The organism is Alcaligenes sp. SORT26 (assembly GCF_017377875.1).
Lineage (GTDB): Bacteria > Pseudomonadota > Gammaproteobacteria > Burkholderiales > Burkholderiaceae_B > Alcaligenes > Alcaligenes parafaecalis.
The window spans coordinates 2,670,624-2,696,555 of sequence record NZ_CP070975.1 but is presented as its reverse complement, the minus strand read 5'-3'; the positions used below and the strand labels follow the sequence as shown (position 1 = coordinate 2,696,555).

23 protein-coding genes are annotated in these 25,932 nt (G+C 56.0%); 18 read left to right on the top strand and 5 right to left on the bottom strand.

Going from position 1 to position 25,932, the window contains the following annotated elements:
* Positions 1–18: 18 nt before the first annotated feature.
* Positions 19–1,053, bottom strand: coding sequence for a FecR family protein (locus JYG33_RS12360; RefSeq protein WP_207872522.1), 1,035 nt, complete (start codon positions 1,051–1,053; stop codon positions 19–21).
* On the bottom strand, positions 1,050–1,598 hold the full coding sequence (locus JYG33_RS12355) for an RNA polymerase sigma factor (RefSeq protein ID WP_207872521.1): 549 nt from the start codon (positions 1,596–1,598) through the stop codon (positions 1,050–1,052). The genes JYG33_RS12360 and JYG33_RS12355 overlap by 4 nt, the downstream gene beginning before the upstream one ends.
* Positions 1,599–1,886: 288 nt before the next feature.
* Here JYG33_RS12355 and psrA point away from each other — a divergent pair, with 288 nt between their 5' ends.
* From psrA to JYG33_RS12315, 8 genes are all read left to right on the top strand, one after another.
* A complete protein-coding gene (gene psrA, locus JYG33_RS12350) occupies positions 1,887–2,969 on the top strand; it encodes an iron-containing alcohol dehydrogenase PsrA (RefSeq protein WP_207872520.1) in 1,083 nt (360 codons plus the stop codon).
* Between the two features lie 147 nt (positions 2,970–3,116).
* Positions 3,117–4,412 carry an MFS transporter gene (locus tag JYG33_RS12345; RefSeq protein ID WP_207872519.1) on the top strand — a complete coding sequence of 432 codons (1,296 nt, stop codon included), beginning with the start codon at positions 3,117–3,119 and terminating at the stop codon, positions 4,410–4,412.
* 17 nt (positions 4,413–4,429) lie between these two features.
* Positions 4,430–5,299: a LysR substrate-binding domain-containing protein gene (locus JYG33_RS12340; protein ID WP_207872518.1), complete on the top strand. Its 870-nt coding sequence runs from the start codon at positions 4,430–4,432 to the stop codon at positions 5,297–5,299.
* Positions 5,300–5,341: 42 nt separating this feature from the next.
* Positions 5,342–6,169 (top strand): phosphonoacetaldehyde hydrolase, encoded by an 828-nt coding sequence (gene phnX, locus JYG33_RS12335; RefSeq protein WP_207872517.1) that lies wholly within the window; start codon positions 5,342–5,344, stop codon positions 6,167–6,169.
* Positions 6,170–6,284: 115 nt separating this feature from the next.
* Entirely contained in the window at positions 6,285–8,240 is a 1,956-nt protein-coding gene (locus JYG33_RS12330) for a sigma-54-dependent Fis family transcriptional regulator (RefSeq protein WP_207872516.1), read from the top strand.
* Positions 8,241–8,397: 157 nt separating this feature from the next.
* Positions 8,398–10,215: an NAD(P)/FAD-dependent oxidoreductase gene (locus JYG33_RS12325; RefSeq protein WP_207872515.1), complete on the top strand. Its 1,818-nt coding sequence runs from the start codon at positions 8,398–8,400 to the stop codon at positions 10,213–10,215.
* Between the two features lie 766 nt (positions 10,216–10,981).
* Positions 10,982–11,326, top strand: coding sequence for a BON domain-containing protein (locus tag JYG33_RS12320; RefSeq protein ID WP_207872514.1), 345 nt, complete (start codon positions 10,982–10,984; stop codon positions 11,324–11,326).
* A 53-nt stretch (positions 11,327–11,379) separates the two neighbouring features.
* Positions 11,380–11,577 carry a CsbD family protein gene (locus JYG33_RS12315; RefSeq protein WP_009456875.1) on the top strand — a complete coding sequence of 66 codons (198 nt, stop codon included), beginning with the start codon at positions 11,380–11,382 and terminating at the stop codon, positions 11,575–11,577.
* Between the two features lie 165 nt (positions 11,578–11,742).
* Here JYG33_RS12315 and JYG33_RS12310 read toward each other — a convergent pair whose 3' ends face one another.
* On the bottom strand, positions 11,743–12,648 hold the full coding sequence (locus JYG33_RS12310; protein ID WP_207872513.1) for a LysR family transcriptional regulator: 906 nt from the start codon (positions 12,646–12,648) through the stop codon (positions 11,743–11,745).
* Between the two features lie 108 nt (positions 12,649–12,756).
* Between JYG33_RS12310 and JYG33_RS12305 the strand changes: the two genes are divergently transcribed.
* The 5 genes from JYG33_RS12305 to fabG all read left to right on the top strand — a co-directional run bounded on the left by JYG33_RS12305 (position 12,757) and on the right by fabG (position 17,203).
* Positions 12,757–13,635, top strand: a complete 879-nt coding sequence (locus JYG33_RS12305; RefSeq protein WP_207872512.1) for a pirin family protein — start codon at positions 12,757–12,759, stop codon at positions 13,633–13,635.
* A gap of 64 nt (positions 13,636–13,699) precedes the next feature.
* Positions 13,700–14,386, top strand: coding sequence for a hydrolase (locus tag JYG33_RS12300; protein WP_207872511.1), 687 nt, complete (start codon positions 13,700–13,702; stop codon positions 14,384–14,386).
* A gap of 75 nt (positions 14,387–14,461) precedes the next feature.
* Positions 14,462–15,088 carry an isochorismate family cysteine hydrolase YcaC gene (gene ycaC, locus JYG33_RS12295; protein WP_207872510.1) on the top strand — a complete coding sequence of 209 codons (627 nt, stop codon included), beginning with the start codon at positions 14,462–14,464 and terminating at the stop codon, positions 15,086–15,088.
* Positions 15,089–15,181: 93 nt separating this feature from the next.
* A complete protein-coding gene (locus tag JYG33_RS12290) occupies positions 15,182–16,123 on the top strand; it encodes a pirin family protein (protein ID WP_207872509.1) in 942 nt (313 codons plus the stop codon).
* A gap of 339 nt (positions 16,124–16,462) precedes the next feature.
* Positions 16,463–17,203: a 3-oxoacyl-ACP reductase FabG gene (fabG, locus tag JYG33_RS12285; RefSeq protein WP_125277169.1), complete on the top strand. Its 741-nt coding sequence runs from the start codon at positions 16,463–16,465 to the stop codon at positions 17,201–17,203.
* A gap of 291 nt (positions 17,204–17,494) precedes the next feature.
* Here the strand turns inward: fabG and proP are convergent, their stop codons facing one another.
* Together proP and JYG33_RS12275 are read right to left on the bottom strand one after the other, a co-directional pair.
* Positions 17,495–19,027 carry a glycine betaine/L-proline transporter ProP gene (gene proP / locus JYG33_RS12280; protein ID WP_207872508.1) on the bottom strand — a complete coding sequence of 511 codons (1,533 nt, stop codon included), beginning with the start codon at positions 19,025–19,027 and terminating at the stop codon, positions 17,495–17,497.
* A 252-nt stretch (positions 19,028–19,279) separates the two neighbouring features.
* A complete protein-coding gene (locus JYG33_RS12275) occupies positions 19,280–20,224 on the bottom strand; it encodes a LysR family transcriptional regulator (RefSeq protein WP_207872507.1) in 945 nt (314 codons plus the stop codon).
* Positions 20,225–20,330: 106 nt separating this feature from the next.
* Between JYG33_RS12275 and JYG33_RS12270 the strand changes: the two genes are divergently transcribed.
* From JYG33_RS12270 to hutG, 5 genes are all read left to right on the top strand, one after another.
* Complete coding sequence (locus JYG33_RS12270) at positions 20,331–21,815, top strand: D-aminoacylase (RefSeq protein ID WP_207872506.1); 1,485 nt, start codon at positions 20,331–20,333, stop codon at positions 21,813–21,815.
* 122 nt (positions 21,816–21,937) lie between these two features.
* The gene (locus tag JYG33_RS12265; RefSeq protein ID WP_207872505.1) at positions 21,938–23,350 is read left to right on the top strand and encodes a gluconate:proton symporter; all 1,413 of its coding nucleotides are present in this window, start codon (positions 21,938–21,940) and stop codon (positions 23,348–23,350) included.
* A 19-nt stretch (positions 23,351–23,369) separates the two neighbouring features.
* Positions 23,370–24,215: a serine hydrolase gene (locus JYG33_RS12260; RefSeq protein ID WP_207872504.1), complete on the top strand. Its 846-nt coding sequence runs from the start codon at positions 23,370–23,372 to the stop codon at positions 24,213–24,215.
* 22 nt (positions 24,216–24,237) lie between these two features.
* Entirely contained in the window at positions 24,238–25,062 is an 825-nt protein-coding gene (locus tag JYG33_RS12255; protein ID WP_207872503.1) for a carbon-nitrogen hydrolase family protein, read from the top strand.
* Between the two features lie 30 nt (positions 25,063–25,092).
* Positions 25,093–25,896 carry an N-formylglutamate deformylase gene (gene hutG / locus JYG33_RS12250; protein ID WP_207872502.1) on the top strand — a complete coding sequence of 268 codons (804 nt, stop codon included), beginning with the start codon at positions 25,093–25,095 and terminating at the stop codon, positions 25,894–25,896.
* Positions 25,897–25,932: the final 36 nt, after the last annotated feature.

The window sequence follows — 25,932 nt, the reverse complement described above, 5'->3', positions numbered from 1 at the left end:
TCTTTTTGGCTTTGAGCCTTATCTACGCCGCGCCACCACAGGCGTTCCGTCTCGCAAATAGCTGACCGTTACCGGAACAATCTCGGGTAGCAACTCCAGAAACCCGGCTGTGTCATCGGTGCTGAATGCACCGGCAATATGCAGCCCTTGCAGTTCCTGGCGGTTGGTACGGACAGGCTTGGGGGCGTAGCGGTTGATCTCGCTGATAGCCTCGCTCAAAGGTGTATCGCTAAACAGCAATCGACCTTGCGTCCAGGCCATCAGGGAGGCGACATCGCTGTCACCCATCCTCATCAGATCCTTATCTGCCTGGGCGCTGACACCTTGCTTGGCGGTCAGTGCAGCAGTGCTGCGACTCCACCAGGGACCGTGTTTGACTTGGACCGAGCCTGATTCCACCACGACTCGTACTTGCGCCTCGTCACGACGCACACCAAAACGAGTCCCCGTCACGCGTACAGAGGTGTCGCCCGCATCCACCAGAAAGGGGCGCTGCGTATCGCTGGCAACAGTGAAAGAGGCTTCCCCGGCGCTCAGGGTGACGACACGGCTATGTTCAAACAACTGCACGTGCAAGGCTGTGGCGGTATTCAGCTCAATGATGGAGCCATCGGGTAAAGAGACTTGCTCGCGCTCGCCCTGACGAGTGGCAAATTTCTGCTCATAAAGCGCTTCGCCCTGATGAAACCAGGACAAGGCTACGCCGCCGCTAATAGCAGCAGTGCAGGCGGCACCAGCCCCAATCAACAGACCACGGCGTTGCAGAAAACCGGGGCTGGGAGGGGCGGGTTCCTGCGCCAGTTTGCGTAAACGCTCGCTGGAGACCAGGCTGATGGCATTCCAGATCCCTTGGGCTCGTTTGTATTCCAGCAGGTGCTCCGGGCTGGCGTTCAGCCAGGCTTGCAGTTGCTGGCGTTCGGCTTCATCCATGCTTCCCGATTTTTCACGTGCGAGCCAGAACGACGCTGCATCGCAGGGATCTTGCTCGGTGGGAGGAAGGTGGGGGTCTTTCACGGGATCAAAGTCCGACAAGGGGGCGCCAAATAATCTCATGGGATTATAGGCTTGCCAGCCTTCTCGATGAGCCCGGAATCGGGAGGGCAAAAGCTGTGCAATTGGCTACGAATATGACGGGTGGCATCGATCACATACCGTTCGACAGTATTGAGAGCCAGCCCCATTTTTTGGGCGATTTCAGCGTGGGTATAGCCTTCCAGCCGATGGTAAATAAAGACCTGGCGCTTTTTCAGCGGTAGCTGGGCCAGGGCATTTTCCAGGGCACGGGCCAGATCGCAGACATGCAGATGAGCTTCCGGATCTGCCAATAAAGGGTGATCGTCCTCTGCCAGCTCTTCCAACGACACCAGATTGGCGCGGGACTGCCGTTTGACCTCATTAATTAGGCGATTATGCGCTGAACGTATCAAGTAGGCCTTGGGGTTCAGAACCGCTTCGGAGCCTTTGCTCAGAAACTGCAGCGCCGATTCCTGGGCCGCATCTTCCGCATCGCAGGATAATGAATTTCTCTTGGCCCATGTCCCGATCAACCCGCTGTAGTGAGCGAGCCAGCCTTTGAGAAATGGCGGTGGGCGGGACATGACAATGAGACAAGGCGTAGGAACAGGGAAGGGCTCATATTAGCAATAATTCTCATTCTTATATACGAATCCCTGTCTAATTGTGTCCGTAAATACACAGCGCCAGAGCGGCAGCTCTGTTCAGGCAGGCTGCGACTTGCTTGTGCTTGTCGGCGGTACGCTCTCACAGGTGGGCGGTTTATGGCCCGTAAGCAGCTATTGGTTTTATCGATGGTGACTACTGATTAATCGATTTGTCCGCCCTAGTGCGCCCCTCTACGATGAATCTCAATAATGAGGAGGCAAACTATGACAAAGCAGTTTTCAAATCCGGTTCGGACCTGCTTCGGGCCGGGCAGTCTGAAAGAGATTTCCGGATTGGCAGCCAATAAGAAAGTAACGCTGGTGACCTTCCCGGAAGCACGGGCATTGGGCTTGATTGCCCATATTCAAACCTTGCTGGGAGACAGCCTGATTCACATCGTGGAGGACGTGCAGCCCAATCCTGACGTCAGTTATTTGAAGGATGTGTACGAGACCTTCTGGCAGCAGGCGGGAGACAGTGACATTGTGCTGGCTGTGGGTGGGGGCAGTGCGATTGATACGGCGAAAGCCTTGATTGTCGGCACCCAGACAGGAAGCTTTCAGGAGTTACTGGAGTTGTTGGCTACGGGTAAGGCGTTCACGCCCGTCGCTACCAAGTCATTGATTGCAGTGCCTACGACGGCAGGTACAGGCAGTGAAGTTACGCCTTGGGCCACGATTTGGGACCAGCAGGCCCAGAAAAAATACTCTTTGCATTTGGAGCAAACCTGGCCATCTGTTGCGATTATCGATCCGGAACTGATGTTGACGGTGCCGGAGAAAGTGACGGTATCAACAGGGTTGGATGCCTTGTCACATGCTTTGGAGTCTATCTGGAACGTCAATGCCAACCCGATTTCGGATACGTTCGCGATATCGGCAATTGAGGACATTCTGGTCTATTTACCTTTGCTGCAAAAAGACCTGGGCAATATAACTCTGCGCTCCAAAATGGCCTTGGCCGCTTTGAAAGCGGGCATGGCGTTTTCCAATACCAAAACAGCTCTGGCTCATTCCATTTCCTATGAAATGACTTTGCGTCATGGCTTGCCGCATGGCATTGCTTGCTCGTTTACCTTGCCCTATGTGTTGGGTTTGGCCTGGGGCTGTGAGCCATCGCGTGATCAGGTTTTTGAAAAACTGTTTGGCCCGGATCGTATTCAGGCCCAGGAAAACCTGCGCGCGTTTCTGCTCAGCGTCGGGGTCAAAACCGAGTTTCAGGACTACGGTGTTCAGGCTCAGGAGCAAGAGGCCATGATTGCTTACGCCCTTCAAGGTGCGCGCGGGAAGAATTTCATCGCGGCGTGAACGCAGCGGTCAACAACAAGAAACAAGAAGCAAGAGACAAAAAAGCAGAAAGGTAGAGAGGATAGTCCCCGCCTTTTGGAAACAGCAAAAAAGAGCATCCCCTGCCCCTGCACGGTTGGTGCATAAGGGGGATGAAAGGAGCTGATTATGAGTCAAGCAACAAGCCTGCCCGGGGTGGCCCGGGCAAGGGGTTCGTCGTTCCGTAAAGCGCAGTGGCGCATGCTGCTGGCGGCGATGTTTTGCTATTTGTTTTTCTACACGGGGCGACAGACCTTCGGGTTTGCCATTCCAGGACTGAAAGAAGAGTTTGGCTTCAGCAGTGCGGCATTGGGCTGGGTATCTGCCGCCTTGTTGTGGGCCTATGCAGTGGGGCAGGCCATCAATGGCAATCTGGCTGACAAGTATGGTGGCCGTCGCATTATGACGGCGGGCGCGGTGCTGTCTTGCGGTGCCAACTGGATTGCCAGTTTCGCAACGGGTTTTTACAGCTTGCTGTTTCCATGGGCGGCCAATGGCTACTTTCAGGCGCTGGGCTGGGCACCCGGTAGTCGTTTGATTTCCAACTGGTGGGGTGTTTCCGAGCGGGGCCGTGCCTATGGCTTGTATGTGTTTGCCGCCGGTTGCGCCTCCGTCTTGTCTTATGTGACGTCCATCGTGGTGATTGATGTCATGCATCTGGATTGGCGCTGGATTTTTCGCCTGCCTGTCTTGTTGATGCTTCTGGGCGGGATTGTGTTTTATCTGGTGGCTCGTGAGCGGCCTGAGGACATGGGGTTTGAACCTTTGGCCGATACAGGTGTTGCCAATTCTGATGATGCTTCCAAGGCGCTGGAGGGCGAGACGGAAACCTCTTGGCAGCGCTACAAGGCGGTCCTGAAAAACAAGCGCCTTTTGATCGCTGCTCTGTCTCTTGGTTTTCAGAATGCGGCTCGTTATGGCTTGATTGTGTGGGTGCCCGTGCATTTTCTGGGTGTGGACTGGAAGTCGGGCGATGGCCTGATTGATCCTAAATGGATCACGATCGCACTGCCTGTGGGCATGGCGGTGGGGGCATTGAGCAATGGCTGGCTGTCAGACCGTTTGTTTGGCTCCAAGCGTTATCTGGCCATCATGCTGTATACGGGCCTGGGGGCATTGACCAGTCTGTGGATGTGGACCTTGCCTGTACACAGCTCCGTGGGATTGTTGGCCCTGTTTCTGTGCGGCTTCTTTGTGTATGGGCCTGCAACGAGTTTCTGGGCTTTGTGCCCGGATCTGGTCGGTGCCAAGCGTTCGGGTACGGCAACCGGCGTGATGAATTTTTCTTCTTACTTGTTTGCTGGCCTGGCCGAGCCAATGATTGGTAGTGTGCTGGATTCGACTGGCGATACCTCCTTGATCTTTGTAATCGTCCTGATTGCATGCTCATGTAGCGCGCTGGTGGCACTCTTTATCCGTCGTTAACTAAACAAGGGCTGTCCATGCACCACTATCACAAATGGTTGAGATCTTTTTATGCCGTGGCTTTTACAGGCGGGTTCACGTCGGCCGCTCGGTATCTCAGCATTGGACAGCCTACCGTCAGTGAACAGGTCAGGGCGCTGGAGCAGCGCTTTGATGTGGAGCTTTTTTATCGCTCCGGCAATCAGTTGGAACTGAGTGCTGCGGGCCAGCAACTTTATGAAATTACCAAGCCTTTGTTTGATTTGGAAGAAGAGGCGGTTCAGTTGCTGGAAAGTTTCAAACAACGCAAATCAGGCTTGTTGCGCATAGGCGCGGTATCGCCACCTATTGCGATGGATATGGTCTTCAAACTGGGCAAGAGCAAGCCTGATATTGAACTTAAGACCTATTTTTCTTCAGCGTCAAAGGTATTGGAAAAGCTGTACGACTTTGATGTGGATGTGGTGTTGCTGGCGCATCCCAAGGCTGATCCCAGTTTGCACACGCGTTTGTATCAGCGTTACCCCGTGGTAGCCGTTGTGCCGGAGGGTCATCCCTGGTACTCACAGGAGCAGGTGCCGCTGCAGCAATTGAATCAGGAACCGGTGATCTTGCGGGAAACAGGCTCTCGCACCCGGCAAACCGTGGAGGACGGCTGCCAGCAGCATCAGATCAGTCTTAATTGTGTGATGGAACTCAATAGTCGGGAGGCCATTGTGCACGCCATCATGAAAGGGGCCGGGATCGGTTTTGTGTCTGCACCGGAGTATGTGGATATTCCGGGTACTCGTGCCATCACCTTTGAGGATCATCCCTTTTTCATCGATTACTACCTGTGCTGTCTGAATTTAAGAAAAGACCGTCCGCTTATTAATGATCTGTTTATTGGTTTTGAAGCTAGCAGTTAGTTTTTTATCAACGATATCCAGTTAAGGGTTTGGAGAACGACTATGTCTTATCAGCAAGTGCAACAGATACAGGCCGTGATTTTTGATTGGGCTGGCACAGTAGTGGATTTTGGCTCTTTCGCGCCGACACAGATTTTTGTCGAGGCTTTTGGCGAGTTTGGAGTACAGGTTTCCCTGGAAGAGGCGCGTGGTCCGATGGGCATGGGCAAGTGGGATCACATCCGTACTTTGTGCAATGTGCCCGAGATTGCTGAACGCTATAAGCAACAGTTTGGCCGTACGCCCACAGACGAAGATGTCACCGCCATCTATGAGCGCTTCATGCCCTTGCAGATAGAGAAAATTGCAGAGCACTCGGCCTTGATTCCGGGAGCGCTGGAAGTCATTTCCAATCTGAAAAGCACGGGTGTGAAAGTGGGCTCCTGCTCGGGCTACCCCAAGGTGGTCATGGATAAAGTAGTCGAATTGGCTGCTAGAAATGGTTATATGGCGGACTGTGTCGTGGCAACGGATGAAGTGCCTAACGGGCGGCCTTATCCTGCCCAGTCCCTGGCCAATGTGATTGAGCTGGGCGTATCGGACGTGGCGGCTTGCGTCAAAGTGGACGACACGTGGCCGGGTATTGTTGAAGGACGTAGTGCCGGGATGTGGACAGTGGCACTGACGTGTTCGGGCAATGCCCTGGGTTTGACCTACGAGCAGTTCAAGCAGTTGCCAGCCGACAAGCTGCAACAGGAGCGCGAACGGATTGGAGCCATGTTCAGTGATTCACGCCCACATTATCTGATCGACACCATTGTGGATTTGCCTGAAGTGCTGGCAGATATCAATCGTCGGTTAGCTGATGGAGAAATGCCGCAAAGCAGTTGATTTGCTGCACCGCATCTCAAGGAAAACCTCCATGTACGGCACCTAAGCGTGGCGGCACACTGGAAGATAGGCCGCGCCCGTCCGGGGGTGGCCTGTTTTCGGGATGAGCGCAGATATGCAGTCTTCACATGTGGCACATGTTCAGGAGATTACGGCTGTTTGGCAGGGAAACCTGTCACGGCGCGATCAGGCTGTCATTCATAGCTGGCGGCGGTGTATCGAGCATCACCGTCTTGATCCTGCCCAGGCCTGCGAGGCCTACATCGTGCCGGACTCCCAGTTGCGCGAGCATCGTCAGCAGTCCGAGGCCCTGATCAATATTGCGCGCTCCGGGCTGGAACGCCTTTATCAGCAGGTATCGGGGCTTAACTACGTCCTTTTGCTGTCTGACAACAAGGGTGTAACCGTTGATTTTCTGGGCTCTGATGGCCAGCGGGATGCGCTGCGGCAGGCGGGGCTTTATATGGGCTCGGAATGGTCTGAAGAACGGGCGGGTACGTGCGCGGTAGGGACGTGTCTGCATACGGGCGAGGCCTTGACCATTCATCAGGGCGACCATTTCGACCACATGCATGCGCCCTTGTCGTGTACGGCGGCGCCTATCTATCACTATGACGGCGAGCTGGCGGCGGTGCTGGATTTGTCTTTGCTGCAGTCACCGGAAGCCAAGGCCAGCCAAGGTTTGGCCTTGCACCTGGCCAATGCGGCGACCCGGCGTATTGAGCTGGCCAATTTGATGGCCTGCCATCGTCAGGAATGGATTCTGTGTTTATCCCAATCGCCCGAGTTTCTGGATATTGATCCCGAGGCGGCGATAGCGATTGATGGCTCCGGCCGCATCAAAGGCATGACGCATACCGGCGCGCGTATTCTGGCGCGGGCGGCAGGGGTGGACTGGCGGAATCCCGCTGGTTTGCTGGGGCAGAGTCTGATGCGTTTTCTGCATCTGGAAGTTGATCAGTTACCGACGCTGATGCGTTATCGCCCGACGCAGGAACGGGTGGTGATGGCGCGTGATGGCAGCGTGCTGTTTGCCCATGCCATTGAACCCAGACGTGTTTTAACAAGCCGTTCTGTGGGGATGGACGGGGCGGCGGTGGATGCCGCGCTGCCACAAGCGCTGCGCGGCTTGGCGGGAACGGATGCCGCCATGCAGTCCATGTTGCTGAAGGCGGCAAGGCTGGCGACGCGGGAAATGCCAGTGCTGCTGCAGGGCGAGACGGGATCGGGCAAGGAATATTTGGCGCGTGCCATTCATGCGGCAAGTGGCCGTCGGGGGGAGTTTGTAGCGCTGAATTGTGCTGCTTTGCCCGAAAGCCTGATTGAAAGCGAGCTGTTTGGTTATCTGGCCGGAACCTATACCGGGGGTGCGGCACGCGGTCGCACAGGTTTGATTGAAGCGGCCGATGGCGGCACCTTGTTCCTGGACGAGATAGGAGACATGCCGCTGGCGTTGCAGAGCCGTCTGCTGCGCGTGCTGGCCGAGTCCGAAGTGATGCCCTTGGGTGCGCGCACGGGCAAGCGTGTCGATATACGGGTGATTTCAGCCAGCCACCATGATTTGACGGCGCTGGTTGAGCAAGGCCGTTTTCGTGCTGATTTGCTGTATCGCCTGAATGCGGCGGTTCTGACCTTGCCTGCCTTGCGTGAACGTACGGACGTGGAATGGCTGGTGCAGCAGATACTGCGTCGACGTTGGGTAGAGGGTGATGTGCCGGGCCTGTCTCCAGAAGCCTGGCAAGCCTTGCATGCGTATGACTGGCCGGGCAATCTGCGTGAGCTGGATAATGCGCTGGTCTTGGCTCTGGCCTTGGCCGAAGGCTCATGTGTGGAAGTGCACGATTTGCCAGAAACCTTGCGTGGTTTGCGTCCTGCCAGTTTGCCTGGCAAGACGATGCTGGGCAGGACTGGGGAATTGTCCTGGCAGCAGACCTTGCAAGCATGTGGTGGCAATGTCAGTGCCGCAGCGCGGCAGCTCGGGATTAGCCGTTCTACCTTGCACAGGCATATCAAACGCGCGGGTGTGACACATAGGTTGCCTAGTGTAGGTGACACAGGCTGCGACACCTGATGCGCCACCTGTGCCACACCTGGCACAGTTTCGTCGCCCAGAAAGCCGCGATACCCCGTTAAAACAAGCCATCACGGCTTGGCATGATGTTTGCTATGTACTCCATAGCTGGACAGTAAAAGTCCGGCGCAACATTAAAACGATATGGAGACAAATCATGCCAACACAGCAGCAACTGCAGCCGTCTGCACGACAGTTGGATACGGTTCTTGAACAGTTGACTCATGCGCTTGTCAGCAATGCCCCAGACGATGCAGCCGCCTTGTTTGCCGAGGACAGTTATTGGCGCGATCTGGTCATGTTCACCTGGAACCTGCGCACCATGGAAGGGCGCGATCAGATACGGGACATGCTGACGCAGCAAGAGCAGGCCGCTCGCTCCGCCAAGTTTGAGCGCGATAGCGCCGAGTCCGTCAGTGATGATGGGCAGGGCTTGGTGGAAGGCTGGTTTCGTGTTGAAACCGATGTAGCGCGTGGCTATGGGCACATCCGTTTGAAGAACGGGAAGATCTGGACGTTCCTGACCACCATGTCCGAACTGAAGGGCCATGAGGAGCCCTTGGGCGTACGTCGCCCTATGGGGGCCGAGCATGGCATCCGGCGGGGTCGCCAGACCTGGCAGGAGCGTCGTCAGCAAGAGCAGGCGGAGCTGGGCACTATGGAGCAGCCCTATGTGCTGGTGATCGGTGGTGGGCAGGGTGGTATTGCACTGGGTGCGCGCCTGCGGCAGTTGAATGTGCCTAGCCTGATCATTGACCAGCATGCCCGTCCCGGCGATAGCTGGCGCAAGCGCTACAAGTCGCTGTGTCTGCATGACCCTGTCTGGTACGACCACCTGCCTTACATGCCGTTTCCTGACAATTGGCCGGTCTTTGCACCCAAGGACAAGATCGGGGATTGGCTGGAAATGTACGTCAAGGTGATGGAGCTGAACTATTGGAGCAGCACTATTTGCAAGAAGGTGCGCTACGACGAGGCCAGCCAGACCTGGGAAGTAGAGATTGAGCGCGATGGCAAACCCATGACCCTGCGGCCTCAACAACTGGTCTTTGCGACCGGCATGTCTGGCAAGGCGAATGTGCCCACCATGAAGGGACAGGATGTGTTCAAGGGCGAGCAACAGCACTCCTCACAACATCCTGGCCCGGAGGCCTACGCGGGCAAGAAAGTGGTGGTGATCGGTGCCAACAACTCGGCTCACGATATCTGCGCCGCCCTTTGGGAAGCGGGCGCGGACGTCACGATGGTGCAGCGTTCGTCCACGCATATTGTGCGATCCGACTCCTTGATGGAGATCGGTCTGGGTGATTTGTACTCGGAGCGTGCTTTGGCGTCGGGCGTCACCACACGCAAGGCAGACCTGCTGTTTGCCTCCTTGCCGTATCGCATCATGGCGGACTTCCAGATCCCTGTGTACGACAAGATCCGCGAACGTGATGCAGATTTCTACAGCAAATTGGAAGCAGCCGGTTTCATGCTGGATTGGGGTGATGATGGCTCCGGCTTATTCATGAAATATCTGCGCCGTGCTTCCGGTTATTACATCGACGTAGGCGCTTGCGAGCTGATTATCGACGGCAGCATCAAATTGAAGTCGCGCACCGATATCAGTCATCTGACCGAGGACGCGGTGGTGCTGACTGACGGCACCGAACTGCCTGCTGATCTGGTGGTGTACGCCACAGGCTACGGCTCCATGAACGGTTGGGTGGCCGATCTGGCGGGTCAGGAAATGGCTGACCGGGTTGGCAAGTGCTGGGGCCTGGGATCGGAGACCCTTAAAGATCCAGGACCGTGGGAAGGCGAGCAACGCAATATGTGGAAGCCGACTCAGCAGCCTAATCTCTGGTTCCACGGCGGGAATCTGCATCAGTCGCGTCATTACTCGCAGTACTTGGCCTTGCAGCTTAAAGCGCGTCAGGCTGGTTTGCCGGTGCAGGTGTACGGAACGCAGGAGGTACATCATCTGCGCTGATGGGGTGTCCTTGTGAAACGGGGCGAGGCTTGGAGGTCAAGTCTCGCCCCGTTTTTGCTTGATTTCATCCACATCGTGTCTGCTGTGGGGATGAGCAGATCAAGCGCTGTCTGATTCGTCGCAGTTTTTGCATTGTGATCTCGACTATTTACACCGTTTTGCGGCGTATGTAGGATCTCGACGTGCACCATTGCGGGCAAATCACCTAGGCGGTAGAGGCTTTGTGCCGCAAACACGGTTTTGAGCTGGGCGATTACACCTTGTCCGTCAAAGGCCGTCAGCTTCAAGGAAGTGCTCTTGCGGTGGAGCACGAGTAAGACTGGTCAAGAAGCCTGCTTATATTTTTACTTGATGTATCTGGAGCGCCAGGACTGTCCCCTAGCGGGTACGTACCGACTTGGCGCGCTATCTCCTGGCTTGCCAGAGGCCCTGACAGACCTTGATGGTCTGTCCCATCTATCTTCTGAAACCCAGTACTCATGCCTGTTGCCGCCATATTGGCAGGCTTGTGCTGCGGTGTCTGAATCAGCTCTGAAAATGTGATGCGGATTGGGGTAAAAAACGAGCCTTATAAAAATAAATAAAAAATTAGTATCAGGAAAACGCTCGTAGCATTTTGTAGTTTCCGACTAAATCGTAAATGTTACGGTGGACTCATCCATTGAAAACAACGAAATCTTTGTTGATTGAAGTGGACTCCTTTTAATAACAGGGGCAAGGTTATTTTTAAATTAAAAATTTCCTTTTCTGATATTGGAGAAAGTCGATGAAAAAATCTGCCATCCTATCCAGTGTATTAATGGCTACGGCCTTGAGTTTCGGTCTGCAAAGCGGCGCAATGGCCAATGAGGCCGGTGTCAATCAAGATCACTCTGCCACGACCGGCGAAGCCGTCAGCGATACCTGGATCACCACCAAGATCAAGGCTGATCTGGCCAGCACCAAGGATCTGAAGAGCACGGATATCTCTGTTGAGACCAATAACGGTGTTGCAACATTGACCGGTACCGTGCCCAGCGAAATTGAACAAAAGAAAGCAGTTGCCGCAACGGAAAGCGTTAAAGGTGTTGTGAAAGTCGATTCGTCGGGATTGAAAGTAAAGCCGGAATAAATGATCTGGTTTCAATCCATGTTTTGAATTCCTTTTAAATCAGGAGTACGACTATGAATGAAGATACGATCAAAGGTAAATGGAAGCAGTTGTCCGGTAAAATCCAGGCCAAATGGGGCAAGCTGACGAATGATGATATTGATGTTGCGGAAGGCAATACCGAATATCTGGTCGGCAAAATCCAGGAGCGCTACGGTATTGCGCGTGAAGAAGCTGAAAAGCAAGTGCGCGACTTCAACGGCGGCGCTTGATGCTCCAGGCTGATTGATTCGGCCTGAAAGAACGCCCTGCATCATTTCCCCCCAGCACGTGGATCAAGGTCCAAGCGCTGGGGGGAAATTACGTAAGCAGGGCGTTTTTATTCGTCTTTCATGTCCCCAGCCACCGGAACGTCGGCGAAACAGCAAGGCCAGCCATCAGTCCTCGTCCATTTCCTGATAGCGCTCAACCAGATAATCCAGCAGCGCTCGCACAGCGGGCATCTGCCCCCGGCGGGATGAAAACACCGCATGAATAATTTCGCGTCGGGGCGACCAGTCGGGAATCAGTTTGATCAGCGAACCCTCGGCCAGTTGATCGCACACCACCAAGGTGGGTAATTGGACTACTCCTACACCAGCCAGCGCTGCAGCGCGTAGTGCTGTCATATCGGTGGTAATCAGCCGGGGCGTGTGATGCAGCAGGGCTTGTGCGCCGTCCGGGCCGAACAAGGTCCAGGTATGGCTTTGCTGTGGCAGGCCCAGTCCCAGGCTGGGGTAGTCCGCCAAATCAGCGGGCGAGCCGGGCATGCCATGCTGTTCAATCAGCGCTGGGCTGGCAATCAGACATTGGCTGCGGTCAGACAGAACTCGCATCACCAGATCGCTGTCTTGCAGCGGCGGTGGTCGCACGCGAATGGCAATGTCCAGGGCCTCACCAATCAGGTCCACTCGCCGGTTGGTGGCATCCAGTTGCACCGTCACATGCGGATAGCTGACCATGAAACCGGCCAACATATTGCTGACATGCGCGTTCAGTAAGGTAATTGGGCAACTGATGCGCACGACACCACGTGGTTCGGCGCGGGTCAGCTCAATGGCGGCCTGAGCCGCTTCTGCCTCGACCAGCATGGCTTTGCAGTGCTCGTAATAGGTCTGGCCAATTTCAGTGACGGTAAAACGTCGGGTGGAGCGCTGGATCAGCCGTACCCCCAGGCGTTCTTCCAGTGCAGCCAGCCTGCGGCTCAAGGTGGATTTGGGCAGCCCCAGGGCGCGGCCCGCTGGCGCGAAGCCACCGTGGTCCACAATCTGAACATAGAAGTACAAGTCGTTTAAATCTTGCATGGCGTTTTTATCGTTCCATAAATGGAACAGAGATGGCAGATTTAGGGGGCTACTGGTGTTGTCGTCCCGAGTTTATTCTGTCTCTTATGTTGAAACAAGGAGATGGACATGAAGAAAATTCTTGGTATCTATAGCGCTCCCCGTCCTCACTGGGTGGGCGACGGCTTCCCCGTTCGCTCCCTGTTTTCGTACCACACACACGCAAAACAGTTGAGCCCCTTCCTGCTGATGGATTACGCCGGGCCTGCCGAGTTTGCACCTAGCAACCACAAGCGCGGTGTCGGTCAGCATCCACACCGGGGTTTTGAGACCGTCACTATCGTCTACAAGGGCGAAGTGTCGCATCACGACTCCACCGGTCAGGGCGGCACCATTGGCCCCGGCGATGTGCAGTGGATGACGGCCGGTTCGGGCATCTTGCACGAGGAGTACCACTCTGACGCTTTTGCCCGTTCGGGCGGCACGCTGGAGATGGTGCAACTGTGGGTCAACCTGCCTGCCAAGGACAAAGGAGCCCCTGCTGGCTACCAGGCTATTACCGACCAGCAAATTCCTGTGGTCGCACTGCCTGATGCCGCTGGCATGGTGCGCGTGATTGCTGGAGAAAAGGACGGAGCCGCTGGCCCTGCCAAGACCTTCACTCCCATGAATGTATGGGACATGCGTCTGAATCAGGGTGGGATTGCTGAGCTGGAAAGCCCTGATGGCTGGACCGCTGCTTTGGTGGTGCTGCAAGGCACGGTGCTGGTCAATGGCCAAAGCGTGGCACGTGAAGGGCAGTTGGTGGTGCTGGACCGGGCAGGTAGCCAGTTCAGTGTCGAGGCCAATAACGATGCCGTGGTTCTGCTGATCAGTGGTCAGCCCATTGATGAGCCCATTGTGGGTCACGGTCCTTTTGTCATGAATAGCAAGCAAGAGATCTTGCAGGCTATGGATGACTTCAATAGTGGTCGCTTCGGTGCCATGGCACCCACACCGGCCTCGTAAAGCAAGTTGGCAAGGGCTGCGCAACGCGGCAGCCCTTGCTTCCTCACCCCCCAGGAGAAACAGCATGACTATTCCGAACAATGTTGCCAACTTCAACGGCGCCGCCCCAGTAATCGATCCTGATGACGCTGTCATGCTGCTGATTGATCATCAGAGCGGCCTGTTCCAGACCGTCAAAGACATGCCCATGACCACCTTGCGTGATCACGCGGCCGCGCTGGCCAAAATCGCCACGCTAAGCAAATTGCCTGTGATCACCACGGCATCGGTTCCACAAGGCCCCAATGGCCCCCTGATTCCCGAGATTCACCAGAATGCTCCCCATGCGCAGTACGTGGCACGCAAAGGCGAGATCAATGCCTGGGATAACGAAGATTTTGTGGCGGCGGTTAAAGCCACGGGTCGCAAGACACTGATTATTGCGGGCACGATCACCAGCGTCTGCATGGCTTTTCCTGCCATCAGCGCTGTTTACGAAGGCTATAAGGTTTTCGTGGTGATTGATGCCTCGGGCACCTACTCCAAGATGGCCCAGGAAATCACCATGGCTCGTATGGTTCAGGCCGGCATTGTGCCTATCGACGTGGGTGCGGTGGCCTCCGAATTGCAAAAAACCTGGAACCGCGAGGATGCCCAGGAGTGGGCCCAGGTCTACACCAAGATTTTCCCCTCTTACCAACTGTTGATCGAGAGCTACATGAAAGCGCAGGACGTGCTCAAGAACCAGGAACAGTTGGATTCGCAGCGCTAATACCCCCCAGCGCTGCAGCTGTACCGGGTGCAGTTTTGCACCCGCCTCTTTCAATCACCGTTAAGGAAAACTGAGATGACGACGCCTTACAAACGACTGGATAAAGACCAAGCCGCTGTACTACTGGTAGATCACCAAACCGGGCTGCTGTCTCTGGTACGCGATATTGATCCCGACAAGTTCAAGAACAATGTGCTGGCGCTGGCGGATCTGGCCAAGTACTTCAACTTGCCCACGATTCTGACCACCAGCTTTGAAGAAGGTCCTAATGGCCCTTTGGTTCCCGAGCTGAAAGAAACCTTCCCGGACGCTCCTTACATTGCTCGCCCTGGCCAGATCAACGCATGGGATAACGAGGACTTCGTTAAAGCCATCAAAGCAACGGGCAAGAAGCAGTTGATTATTGCTGGCGTGGTAACCGAAGTGTGCGTGGCTTTCCCTGCCTTGTCGGCTCTGGAAGAAGGTTTTGACGTGTTTGTGGTCACCGATGCTTCCGGCACGTTTAACGAGTTCACTCGTCATTCGGCATGGGATCGTATGTCTGCCGCCGGTGCGCAATTGATGACCTGGTTCGGCGTGGCGTGCGAGCTGCACCGCGACTGGCGTAACGACGTGGAAGGTTTGGGTGCTTTGTTCTCCAACCACATCCCTGACTACCGCAACCTGATCAACAGCCACACCAAGTTCACTTCCGGTAAGTAAGCGCCTTGGCGCAGCGCTGCTCATGATGGTGAGCAGCGCTTTTTGCTGGCCTTAAGCCATGCCCCTGCTACACGCATTTTTGGAGTTTGACCCATGAGCACCCTCAGTTCCGAAGTCTCCGTATCCTTTGATTGTCCTGAAGACCAAAATGGCGACAAACAGATCCAGCGCGTGGCCTCACGCAGTGCACAAGTGGGTGGGGGCATTCAGGTTAGCCGTATCTTGCCGTCCTCGCAGCGACGTACGGTGGGAGCCTGGTGTTTTCTGGATCATGCCGGACCAGCCGTGTTCACTTCCGGCTCTGGTCTTCGCGTCGGGCCGCATCCGCATATTGGTTTGCAGACTTTTACCTGGATGATTCAGGGCGAGGTGTTGCACCGAGATAGTTTGGGCCATGTGCAGGTGATCAAACCCGGCCAGGTGAATTTGATGACGGCGGGACGTGGCATCAGCCATACCGAAGAATCCTTGCCCGGCGAAGACAAGCTGCATGCGGTTCAACTGTGGATTGCCTTGCCTGCCAAGGACGCCGCCTGTGAACCGGCTTTTGACCATCATCCGGACTTGCCGCGTTGGCGTGAAGGCGAATGTGAGTTCACCTTGCTGGCGGGTACTTATGGTGATCAGCAGGCACCCAGCAAGCTGTATTCGCCGTTGGTGGGCATGGATTTGAATAGTGTGAAGGCCGGTCAGATTACGCTGAATCTGAGGCCCGAGTTTGAATATGGATTCCTTGTGGTGCAAGGCACCGTGGGCATTGGCACCGAGCAGTTTCAGGCCAATGAACTGGCTTATGTGGATCGTGGCTTGACGCAGTTGTCGCTGGAGTTAAGCGCGGGCAGCCGAGTCATTGTGCTGGGTGGCGAGCCTTATACCGATGAGCTGGTTCTGTGGTGGAACTTTGTTGGTCAAAACAAGGATGTCATCACCCGGGCACAAGGTGATTGGCGTGCGGCCCATGAGCGTTTTGGTGTGGTGCAGGGCTATGACGGCGACCCTTTGCTGGCCCCCGATTTGCCTTGGGAAACAGCCTGACTTCTGTTTTTGGACCAGAGCGGGTGTTGATCCTGTGCCCGTGCGCGTATCCGATCCTGCCATGACGCGGGTTTTTGTTTGATACTCGGAGTGATTCTTTTGAGAGGTCTGCAAGGCCGCTGTTCACCTTGATTGTGCTTCTGATGCTCTGCCTGAATGGCCCCTTTTGGGGCCATTGTTTTTGGACGAAATTTGCCTACCTTGACTGGCGGTCTGCCAGTGATCGGAGTACAAAACAGTGTGCTGGTGTGAACGAGTTTGCAGGCCATGGCCTGTTTGGGTGCTGTAAAAACCTGTGTTTGCACGACAGCGTTGAGCGATTTTTAAAAGGTAGCTGGAATGCGATTGAAAGATAAAGTGGCGGTTGTTACCGGATCGGCAGCGGGTATTGGTTTGGCAACGGCCAGGAAGTTTGCCCAGGAAGGGGCGATTGTGGTGTTGTGTGATCGTAATGCGGATGCCGTCAATCAAGCAGCGCAGTCTTTAAGTGGCAATGGCGTGACCGCTGTGGGCTACACCGTGGATGTCACGGACCGTGCGCAGATTGATGCCATGGTGGCGGATGTGAAGCAAAAGTTTGGCCGCATTGATGTGCTGGTGAACAATGCCGGGATCACCAAAGACGCCAAGCTGGTCCGCATGACCGAGCAGCAATTTGACGATGTGATTGATGTGAACCTGAAAGCGGTTTTCAACTTCACCCAGGCCGTGGCCGCGGTGATGCTGGAGCAGGAAAGCGGTTCTATTCTGAATGCCTCCAGCGTGGTGGGCCTGTACGGTAATTATGGTCAAACCAATTACGCGGCCAGCAAGTTTGGTGTCATCGGTTTTACCAAAACCTGGGCCAGAGAATTGGGCCCCAAAGGGATTCGCGTCAATGCCGTCTGTCCCGGTTTTATCGAGACCGACATCCTGAAAACCATCCCGGAAAAAGTGCTGCAAGGCTTTCGCGATCATTGCTGGTTGCGCCGCATGGGCAAGCCTGAAGAAATCGCCAATGTGTATGCGTTTCTGGCCTCGGATGAAGCCAGTTTCATCAATGGCACAACCCTGGAAGTGTCGGGTGGTTTGACGGTTTAATGCCGCGTAGATAAGGGTTGAATCGTTCGTAGCCTTTAGTTGGTAGCTTCTATTTAGTAATGATGGATACTGGCTACAAAAAAAGCCCCCACGCTACGCCTTCGGCTTGCTGCCCCCCGAGGGGGAGTTTTTGCCTTGGGGCGGCCCGGCGACAAAAAAACGGGTCTGAGCGTTTTGCTCAGGCCCGTTTTTAATGTGCTTGTATTTAGGTGGAGAGTTAAAGGATGGGAAGAGGAACCGTTGGCATTATGGATTGAGTAGATCGCACACTGCCTGCGTTCAGACGTACCTTTAATCCAGCTCGGGGTGGCGGTCCACCAGACGCTGGCGTTTTTGCTTCAAGGCTTCCAGTTCTTCCTCGGCCTTGGCAATGGCTTCTTCCACATCCTGCACGCTTTGCTCAATATGGTCATAAGCTTGTTGCAACAGCTCTTTGGCTTCCTTGCGGTTAGAGGCGGTTGGCGTGTCGCCACGTAGTGGACGGTTGGCCGTTTCGGGCAGGAACAAGGCAGTAATCAGACCAATAACACTGGCAGCCATCAGGTAGTAGGCGGGCACCATCAGATTGTCGGTACGTTCCACCAGCCAGGCGGCAACGGTAGGCGTCAGGCCTGCCACAATAATGGCGATGTTAAAGGAAGCGGCCAGGGCGCTGTAACGCAGGCGGGTCGGGAACAGAGCGGGTAGGGTAGAGGCCATCACCCCGGTCAGGCAGTTCAGCAAAACGGCCAGAATCAGCAGGCCCAGGAAAATCTGCACATTGCTGTCGCTGCCAATAAAGTGGAAAGCGGGAATGGCAAAAATCAGCAGACCCAGACTACCGGCCAGCAGGAAGGGCTTGCGGCCTATCTTGTCGCTGATAAAGCCCACCACAGGCTGCACAAACAGCATCCCTATCATCACCACCACAATAATGAACACCCCATGCTCTTCTGCGTAGCCCAGGCTGCTGGACAGGTAGGTGGGCATATAGGTCAGCAACATGTAGTAGGTGATATTGGTGACCAGCACCATGCCAATACAAATCAGCAGGGCTTTGCGGTACTTGGAGAAGATCTCGCGAAAGGAAACAGTGGGACGCTCTTGCAGGGCGGCACGGTCTTCCTGCTCCATCTTTTCCAGTTGCTCGGTAAAGGCAGGCGTTTCTTCGGCGGCATGACGCAAGTACAAGCCCAAAATACCCAGAGGACCGGCGATCAGGAAGGGAATGCGCCAGCCCCAATCCTGGAAGGTTTCTTCAGTCAGCGAGGTCTGCAACAGCACGACCAGACCAGCACCTAAAACAAAGCCTGCAATCGAGCCAAAGTCCAGCCAGCTCCCCAGGAAACCACGTTGCCGGTCGGGGGCGTATTCGGCCACAAAGACCGCTGCTCCGGTGTATTCCCCGCCTACGGAAAAGCCTTGGGCCAGTTTGCACAGCAGTAGCAAGATGGGTGCCCAAAGGCCGATGGACAGATAGGACGGAATCAGACCAATCAGGAAGGTGCTGATGGCCATGATGATGATGGTCAGGGACAGCACTTTCTGGCGTCCGAATTTGTCGCCCATCAGGCCGAAGAACACGCCGCCCAATGGCCGCACCAGAAAGGGCACGGAAAAGGTCCCCAGGGCGGCGATGGTTTGCACAGCGGGTGAAGCGTCGGGAAAAAAGACTTTACCTAAGGTAGCGGCCACAAAACCGTAGACACCAAAGTCAAACCATTCCATGGCGTTGCCCAGGGCAGCGGCGGTAACGGCTTTTTTGAGTTTGCTGTTGTCTACGACGGTGATGTCGTCAATGTGGAGCGGCTTGGCGTTGCTGGATGCCGCGGGGGACTGCGTCATAGGGCTTCTCCGGGTGAGCAGGACGATGAGCTGCAGGTTTCGACCTGTGGGTCATCTGGGCCAGGAGGAGCACTGGCATGACGACTTTCTGATCAGGCGAGGCTTGGAGGCGATTCTACGTCCGGCTTTGCTGTTCGTCTATCAATTGAAAGGGTCGAGCAGGCAGAGCCAAGTCGCGAGAAAAACGGGACGCGACTTGCAGTCCTTATTGTTACTGAGCCGCAGGCCGCCTCCCACGACATTTGCACATACTTACAGAGCGCGGCATCCCGGCGGTAAAGGTGCTTTTTTCACGTAGGTTCGTACTTCTTCCACCAGGGCGGCAGCAGCAGGGGTCAAATCATGTTCCTGATGGAACATCAGGCACAGGGTACGAACAAGGGTGGGAGCCTGCAGCAGTGAAAACGTCAGGCCGGGCATCAAGACCCGTTGAGCGGCCAGGGCGGGCAGCAAGGCAATGGCCAGACCACTTTGTACCAGCGCGGCTTGAGACGTTGTACTGGAAGCTTCGTAAAAAGGGGCCGAGGCTTCGATAGGCAGATCGGGACGCGACTGCAGCACGGCCATAATCCCGGTTTCATCCACCACACCGACCAGCTTGCGCTCATTCAGCGCAGACCAACTGACCGTGTTATTCGCGTCGGGTTTGATCTGCTTGTCGTCGCTGCGATAGAGCACACCGAACTGATCTTCCAGCAGCGGCTGACTGTCCAGTCCTTGGACATCCGCCCAGGGACTGGTCAGACCAAAGTCAATTTCGCCCGCCACGATCTGGCGTTGAATACGGCCCGAGTTGTCATCCCGTAAATACAGCCGCACCGCCGGATGTTGCTGCGAGAAATTGGCGGCAGCCGGTGCAATCAAGTCCGTAATCGCGGATGGCGCAGCGGCCACACTGACCCGACCGCTTTTCAGTTCTCCATAGCGCATGACGTCGCTGATCGCCCCATCAAAGTCCGCCAGCAGGCGGGTGATGCGCGGCAGGAACTCCAGGCCAATAGGCGTCAGGGATACGCGTCGGCTGGTGCGATTGAACAAGGTCGTGTTCAGGGCCACTTCCAATTGCTGAATCAGGCCGGTGACCGAGGACTGTGTTTGAAAAAGACGACGCGCAGCATGAGTGAAACTGGCCTCTTGGGCCACCGCGACAAACGCGTTCAGGTGCTTGAGCGTGATGTGCTTGGGAAGTCTGTCCATATCATTTTCTGATTAATCAATTAACTTAAACAATTTTTCATATTAATAATACCTTTGGATAATGCGGTCAACTCCCCTTTTTGTGGGAGGGTTAGTGGAGACGTAGATGCAGACAGACGACCGCAGGCTGGACGTCAAGATCAGCAATGGCTGGATTATTGATGGCTTGGCCACCCCGCGTTGGCGTGGTGATGTGGGTATTCGAGAGGGACGTATTGTCGCCGTGGGCGACCTGAGCGCCTGGCACGCCGATCAATCGGTAGACGCCAGCGGCCATGTCGTGGCTCCCGGTTTTATTGATACTCACGGCCATGATGATTTGATGTTCATTGAGCGGCCTGTTCTGGACTGGAAAACCAGCCAGGGCATTACGACGGTTGTGGTTGGTAATTGCGGCGTCAGTGCGTTCCCGGCTCCTTTGCCTGGTAATTCGGCGGCTGCCTTGGCCTTGCTGGGTGATTCGCCCCTGTTTGATGACATGGCGCAGTACGTGCAGGCCGTGCGCAACCTGAAGCCCATGATTAATGTGGCGGCCTTGGTAGGTCACGCAAACTTGCGTATGGCTGTGATGCAGGACCCCTTGGCTCAGCCCAACGAGACTGAGCAAGCCGCGATGGAATCCTTGTTGGCCCGGGCACTGGAAGACGGTGCCGTGGGCTTTAGTACCGGCCTGGCCTACGAGCCTGGCTGCATGGCCGAGCAGGCCGAGCTGGAAGGTCTGGCCCGTGTTGCCGCTTCCAAAGGCTCTTTGCACACCAGCCACATTCGCAATGAAGGCGATACGGTTCAGGAATCGGTAGAAGAAGTGCTGTCTGTCGGCCGTCAGACACAGTGCGCCACTTTGGTATCGCACCACAAGTGCATGATGCCCGCCAATTGGGGCCGTAGCGCCCATACCTTGGCCAATATTGATCAGGCTCGCGCCGATGGCGTGCAGGCCACTCTGGATATTTATCCCTATTCGGGCAGCTCCACGATCCTGATCCCCGAGCGTGCTCACACCATTGAGCAGATTCGTATTACCTGGTCCGAGCCGCACCCGGAATGCAATGGCCTGTATCTGGCCGACATTGCCGAGCAGTGGGGGTGTGATCGGGAAAAAGCCGCACGGCGTTTGCTGCCTGCTGGCGCTATTTACTTTGCGATGGACGAAAAAGAAGTCCAACGCATTTTCAGCCACCCATGTTGCATGGTGGGCTCGGACGGATTGCCCGCGGATGCGCACCCCCACCCTCGTTTGTGGGGCAGCTTCACGCGCATTTTAGGGCGGTACGTACGCGAAGATGGCCTGATGTCGCTGGAGCAAGCTGTGGCCAAAATGACGGCCATGCCTGCCTCGGTCTTCGGGCTGGAAAATCGCGGCGTGTTGCAGGTCGGCGCCTGGGCGGATCTGGTGGTGTTTAATCCCGAAACGGTGCAAGATTGCGCCACCTGGGAGCAGCCCACCTTACCGTCTCAAGGTGTGCAGACCGTGTTTGTGAATGGTGTGCAGGTTCACCCTGTCGCCCCGGAAAAGCGGCCCGGACAGGTGCTTAACCGCGCCTTTGCCGCTCAGGCACAAAGCCTGGATGCGCCGATTATTCCGCTCTAAGCGGCGCGTCGGACAAAAAAACAGTCGCTGTGGTCTGGGGTGGTCAACCAGGGCAGGGTGATTGCATCACATGCAGGCCAGTCTTGTGAAAGCTGGCCAAGAAGGATCGTTAAGGAGACGACATGAGTGTCATTCAGCAACAAATGCCAACGGGCAAGCGCAATGCGGCCATGGTGGTGTTTTTAATTGGCATGGCGATTGCCTTGTACACCCACTTTTACATGCCGGGTGAAAGCTCCCTGTGGGGCTTGACGCCGGTAGTGGTGTTTGCGCTTATCGCCCTGTTGGGTGTGGACATTGTTCTGGCCACGATTGGTGCAATTGTATTGGGCGCCATCATGACCAGCACCACCCCCATTGCCATGGGTAAACTGCTGGCCGAGTCCCTGGGCTCGTTTATTGCCGTAGTGGGTTTGATCATTGTGCTGGGCGCCGGGGTAGGCGAAGTGGCTGCCCGTACCGGTGCGGCGGAACAATTGGTGCGAGCCATTGTGAAGCGTATTGGTTTGTCCAATCCGCTGCGTGTGCGTCTGGGCATCATGGTGGCGTCCACCCTGATCTGTGGCGCTCTGGGTACGCTGGCTGGCGGTAACGCCATTATTGCGGCTGTGGTGATCCCGATTGCCGCGGCGGTGCGTCTGTCTCCCCCTGCGGTGGCTGCCTTGTTCCAAAGCGCCGGTTCCGCTGGTCTGGTGCTGGGCCCCTTCACCCCTAACGTGGTGACGGTAACGGGTCTGACAGGCTTGAGCTACACCGAGTACTTGCTGGTTGCCGGTCTGCCTATGGCGGTGGCGACCTTGCTGACGGGCTGGTTCATGTCTGGCCGTATTCAGAAGATCACCAAAGATCAGTTCCAGTACGAAGAAGCCTCGCAAGGCGCGGCTGCGTTTGATGTGAATGCCAAGGCCTCGCCTAAAGCGGTACGTGCTGCCTGGGCGTTCTGCATCACCATTGTGGGTCTGGCCGCTATCGGTATTGCTTCCAAAGCCGGTTTTGCTTACGCCATTATTGTGATGGTGTCCCTGGGTGCCACGACCGGTCTGGCCGGTGGTCTGAACCCACGTGAGATTCTGCAAGCCATGTATGCCGGTGCGGGCAAGCTGATCTGGATTTTCTTCCTGTTCTGGCTGTTCAACCCGGTGCTGGTGCTGGTGGATCAACTGAACGCCTATCACGCCTTGCTGGATTCGGTGCAACCGTACCTGATCGGTATCAGCGGCGCGGTGCTGTGCATGTTGATCGTGGCCTTTAACGTGGTTGGCCATATCCCCGGTGCGGCTGTGGCGCAGATGACCTTTACCGCGAAGATTTTTGGTCCTGTGCTGGCGGCCGCCGGTGTGGGCCCCGCCGCGACGGCTGCCGTGATTCTGGGTAGCTCGCAGATTGACTGGTTTGGTCCTTTCCCTTCTTCAGATATGTTTGGCCAGATGGGCCTGGCACGCTCCACTCAGCTCAAGTACATGTTGTATAACGGCTGGGCGGTCATGGCGATCAACTTGTTGATGTTCGCCGGCCTGTTCCTGATTTTGGTCTAAGTATTGAAGGAGTGTGGGTATGTTTACCTTAGGAAGCGAGTTATTGGATGCGCCGCTAGTGCGCGAGCGCCTGCAAGAACGTCTTGAGCCTGTGTTGAGTCAGGAGTCCGCCCGTATTTCTATGGCGGTCTACGCAACCGACGGTACCTCCTTGTTTGATTGGCATGCGCAGCGCGTCATGCCATCCGCCAGCCTGATCAAAACGCCCATGCTGCTGTGTTTGCTGGAGCAAGTGGCCCAGGGCAAGCTGTCGCTGGATACGGTCTACCCTCTGCCCGAGGGTGACCGTACGCCTGGCACCGGCATTTTGAGCCAACTGCCCGGCGTGCCCAGCCTGAGCCTGCGCGAGCTGGCTTTGCTGATGATTATCCTGAGCGATAACGTCGCCACCAATGCCCTGATCGACTTGCTGGGTATGGATAACATCAACGCCTGGAGTGCCCAGGCCGGTTTGCAGCATACGGATTTGCAGCGTCACATGATGGACATGAAGGCGCGTGAAGCCGGTAAAGATAACTGGACGACAGCGCAGGATGCCTGCTCGACCTTGCTGTACCTGTTGCACTCGCCTGCCTTGCCCGAGAACCTGCGTCAGCAGGGCCTGGACATGCTGGCTGACCAGCGCGAGCGCGGTCACTTTGCAGCAATTCTGCCTTCTATCGCTCAATTGGCTCACAAGACCGGCTCCTTGCCGGGCCTGCGTCACGACGCCGGTATCTTGACGATGGGCGAGCGCAGTGTGGTGCTGGCCGTGATGGCCGATGGCTTTACCGATGGCCGCACCAGCACTTCTCTTTACGGTGGCCAGGGGGCGGGTGTCTTGTCCCGTCTGGCCTTGGAAACGGCCCGCGCCTTGCAGTACTGAGCCGGTCCGAAAGGATAAAAGTATGTCTACGACACGTGTTGCCCTGGTTCAACTGGATAGCGGCCGCGACCGCCAGACCAATCTGGATCAGCTAGAACATTGGGTGTTGGCCGCCGCCAAAGACGGGGCACAACTGATTGTGACCCCGGAATACAGCGATGTGCGTGGTGACACGGAATGGTTGCAGCAAAATGCGACGCCGATTCCAGGTCTGGTCACCGAGCATATGGCCAGCCTGGCACGTCGCACCGGAGCCTGGATTCATCTGGGTTCCATGCACGAGCGCCGTCCTGATGATCACCGTCTGGGCAACACCAGTGTCACGTTTTCGCCCGACGGGCAGATCGTGGCGCAGTACCGCAAAGTGCATTTGTACGATGCGGTGGTTAATGGTCTGGAATATCGGGAATCCGACGATTTCTGCCACGGTCAGCATCTGCAAAATGTGCAAGTCGGGGATTTGAACCTGGGCCTGAGCATTTGCTACGACATGCGCTTTGCCGAGCTGTTCCGTACCTTGCGCGCCCGTGGCGCGAATGTGCTGGTGGTGCCGGCTGCCTTCAATGTGCATACTGGCCGCGACCATTGGGAAGTCCTGTTGCGTGCCCGTGCCATTGAAAACCAGTGCTACGTGCTGGCTGCCGCGCAGATCGGTGGCCCTGGCCCCGCCATGCCTTGCCTGGGCCGTAGCATGATTATTGATCCCTGGGGAACAGTGCTGGCTTGCATGCCTGATCATGCGGGTTATGTCTGCGCCGATCTGGACCCTGCCCGTGTACAACGCATGCGCGAATCGCTTCCGGCCTGGCAGCACCGCCGGGGAGATCTGTATCCTATTCCTTCTTGATGATGTGCTGACACAGACTGGAGCTTGCTGATGACCGTTCCCGCTGCCTTTGAGTTTTATCCGGGCACTGCGCCTTTGCTGATTTCCATGCCTCATTCGGGCACTTATGTGCCATCGGATTTGCTGGCGCGTTTTACGGAGTCCGCGCGTCAGGTGCCGGATACGGATTGGCATATCCCCCGCTTGTATGAATGCGCCCGGAAATTGGGTGCGTCCGTGCTGGTGGCGACACATTCGCGTTTTGTGGTGGATCAGAATCGTCCACCGGACAACACCAGTCTGTACCCCGGTCAAAGCGTGACCAGTCTCTGTCCTTTGGACACCTTTGGCGACGAGCCCATTTACCAGCCCGGTCAGGAACCGGACGAACGTGAAATTGCCCAGCGTCGCGAGACGATCTGGTTGCCGTATCACCAGAAGCTGGAAGAGGAACTGATGCGCTTGCTGGCCCTGCATGGCCGTGTGGTTCTGTGGGATGCGCACTCGATTCGTTCGGTCGTGCCGCGCTTTTTTGAAGGCCGTTTGCCGGATCTGAACTTTGGTACGGCGAACGGTGCGAGCTGTGATTCTGCCTTGAGCGATCGTTTGATGAAAACGGCATCGGCCAACAAGGACTACAGCAGCGTCTTGAATGGCCGTTTCAAAGGCGGCTACATTACGCGCCACTATGGACGTCCCGAGCAGAACATTCATGCCGTCCAGTTGGAAATGGCGCAATGCTGTTATATGGAAGAGCAGTGGCCCTTTGATTACAAAGAAGAGGCCGCCCGCAATATCCAGCCCCTGATCGAGGCCTTGCTGCGCGACGCGCTGGCCTTTGCGACCGAGTCCTGAATTCACCTGTAGCCCCGGCACAGATCAGCCGGGGCG

Bases quoted from the DNA above. Each gene is read 5' to 3' on its own strand.
- JYG33_RS12300 (WP_207872511.1), top strand. From the start codon at position 13,700: ATGACTATTCCGAACAATGTTGCCAACTTCAACGGCGCCGCCCCAGTA.
- JYG33_RS12355 (WP_207872521.1), bottom strand. From the start codon at position 1,598: ATGTCCCGCCCACCGCCATTTCTCAAAGGCTGGCTCGCTCACTACAGC.
- JYG33_RS12305 (WP_207872512.1), top strand. From the start codon at position 12,757: ATGAAGAAAATTCTTGGTATCTATAGCGCTCCCCGTCCTCACTGGGTG.
- JYG33_RS12260 (WP_207872504.1), top strand. From the start codon at position 23,370: ATGTTTACCTTAGGAAGCGAGTTATTGGATGCGCCGCTAGTGCGCGAG.
- fabG (WP_125277169.1), top strand. From the start codon at position 16,463: ATGCGATTGAAAGATAAAGTGGCGGTTGTTACCGGATCGGCAGCGGGT.
- JYG33_RS12320 (WP_207872514.1), top strand. From the start codon at position 10,982: ATGAAAAAATCTGCCATCCTATCCAGTGTATTAATGGCTACGGCCTTG.
- JYG33_RS12330 (WP_207872516.1), top strand. From the start codon at position 6,285: ATGCAGTCTTCACATGTGGCACATGTTCAGGAGATTACGGCTGTTTGG.
- JYG33_RS12255 (WP_207872503.1), top strand. From the start codon at position 24,238: ATGTCTACGACACGTGTTGCCCTGGTTCAACTGGATAGCGGCCGCGAC.
- hutG (WP_207872502.1), top strand. From the start codon at position 25,093: ATGACCGTTCCCGCTGCCTTTGAGTTTTATCCGGGCACTGCGCCTTTG.
- psrA (WP_207872520.1), top strand. From the start codon at position 1,887: ATGACAAAGCAGTTTTCAAATCCGGTTCGGACCTGCTTCGGGCCGGGC.
- JYG33_RS12345 (WP_207872519.1), top strand. From the start codon at position 3,117: ATGAGTCAAGCAACAAGCCTGCCCGGGGTGGCCCGGGCAAGGGGTTCG.
- JYG33_RS12315 (WP_009456875.1), top strand. From the start codon at position 11,380: ATGAATGAAGATACGATCAAAGGTAAATGGAAGCAGTTGTCCGGTAAA.
- JYG33_RS12265 (WP_207872505.1), top strand. From the start codon at position 21,938: ATGAGTGTCATTCAGCAACAAATGCCAACGGGCAAGCGCAATGCGGCC.
- JYG33_RS12310 (WP_207872513.1), bottom strand. From the start codon at position 12,648: ATGCAAGATTTAAACGACTTGTACTTCTATGTTCAGATTGTGGACCAC.
- JYG33_RS12360 (WP_207872522.1), bottom strand. From the start codon at position 1,053: ATGAGATTATTTGGCGCCCCCTTGTCGGACTTTGATCCCGTGAAAGAC.
- JYG33_RS12290 (WP_207872509.1), top strand. From the start codon at position 15,182: ATGAGCACCCTCAGTTCCGAAGTCTCCGTATCCTTTGATTGTCCTGAA.
- ycaC (WP_207872510.1), top strand. From the start codon at position 14,462: ATGACGACGCCTTACAAACGACTGGATAAAGACCAAGCCGCTGTACTA.
- phnX (WP_207872517.1), top strand. From the start codon at position 5,342: ATGTCTTATCAGCAAGTGCAACAGATACAGGCCGTGATTTTTGATTGG.
- JYG33_RS12270 (WP_207872506.1), top strand. From the start codon at position 20,331: ATGCAGACAGACGACCGCAGGCTGGACGTCAAGATCAGCAATGGCTGG.
- JYG33_RS12275 (WP_207872507.1), bottom strand. From the start codon at position 20,224: ATGGACAGACTTCCCAAGCACATCACGCTCAAGCACCTGAACGCGTTT.
- JYG33_RS12325 (WP_207872515.1), top strand. From the start codon at position 8,398: ATGCCAACACAGCAGCAACTGCAGCCGTCTGCACGACAGTTGGATACG.
- JYG33_RS12340 (WP_207872518.1), top strand. From the start codon at position 4,430: ATGCACCACTATCACAAATGGTTGAGATCTTTTTATGCCGTGGCTTTT.
- proP (WP_207872508.1), bottom strand. From the start codon at position 19,027: ATGACGCAGTCCCCCGCGGCATCCAGCAACGCCAAGCCGCTCCACATT.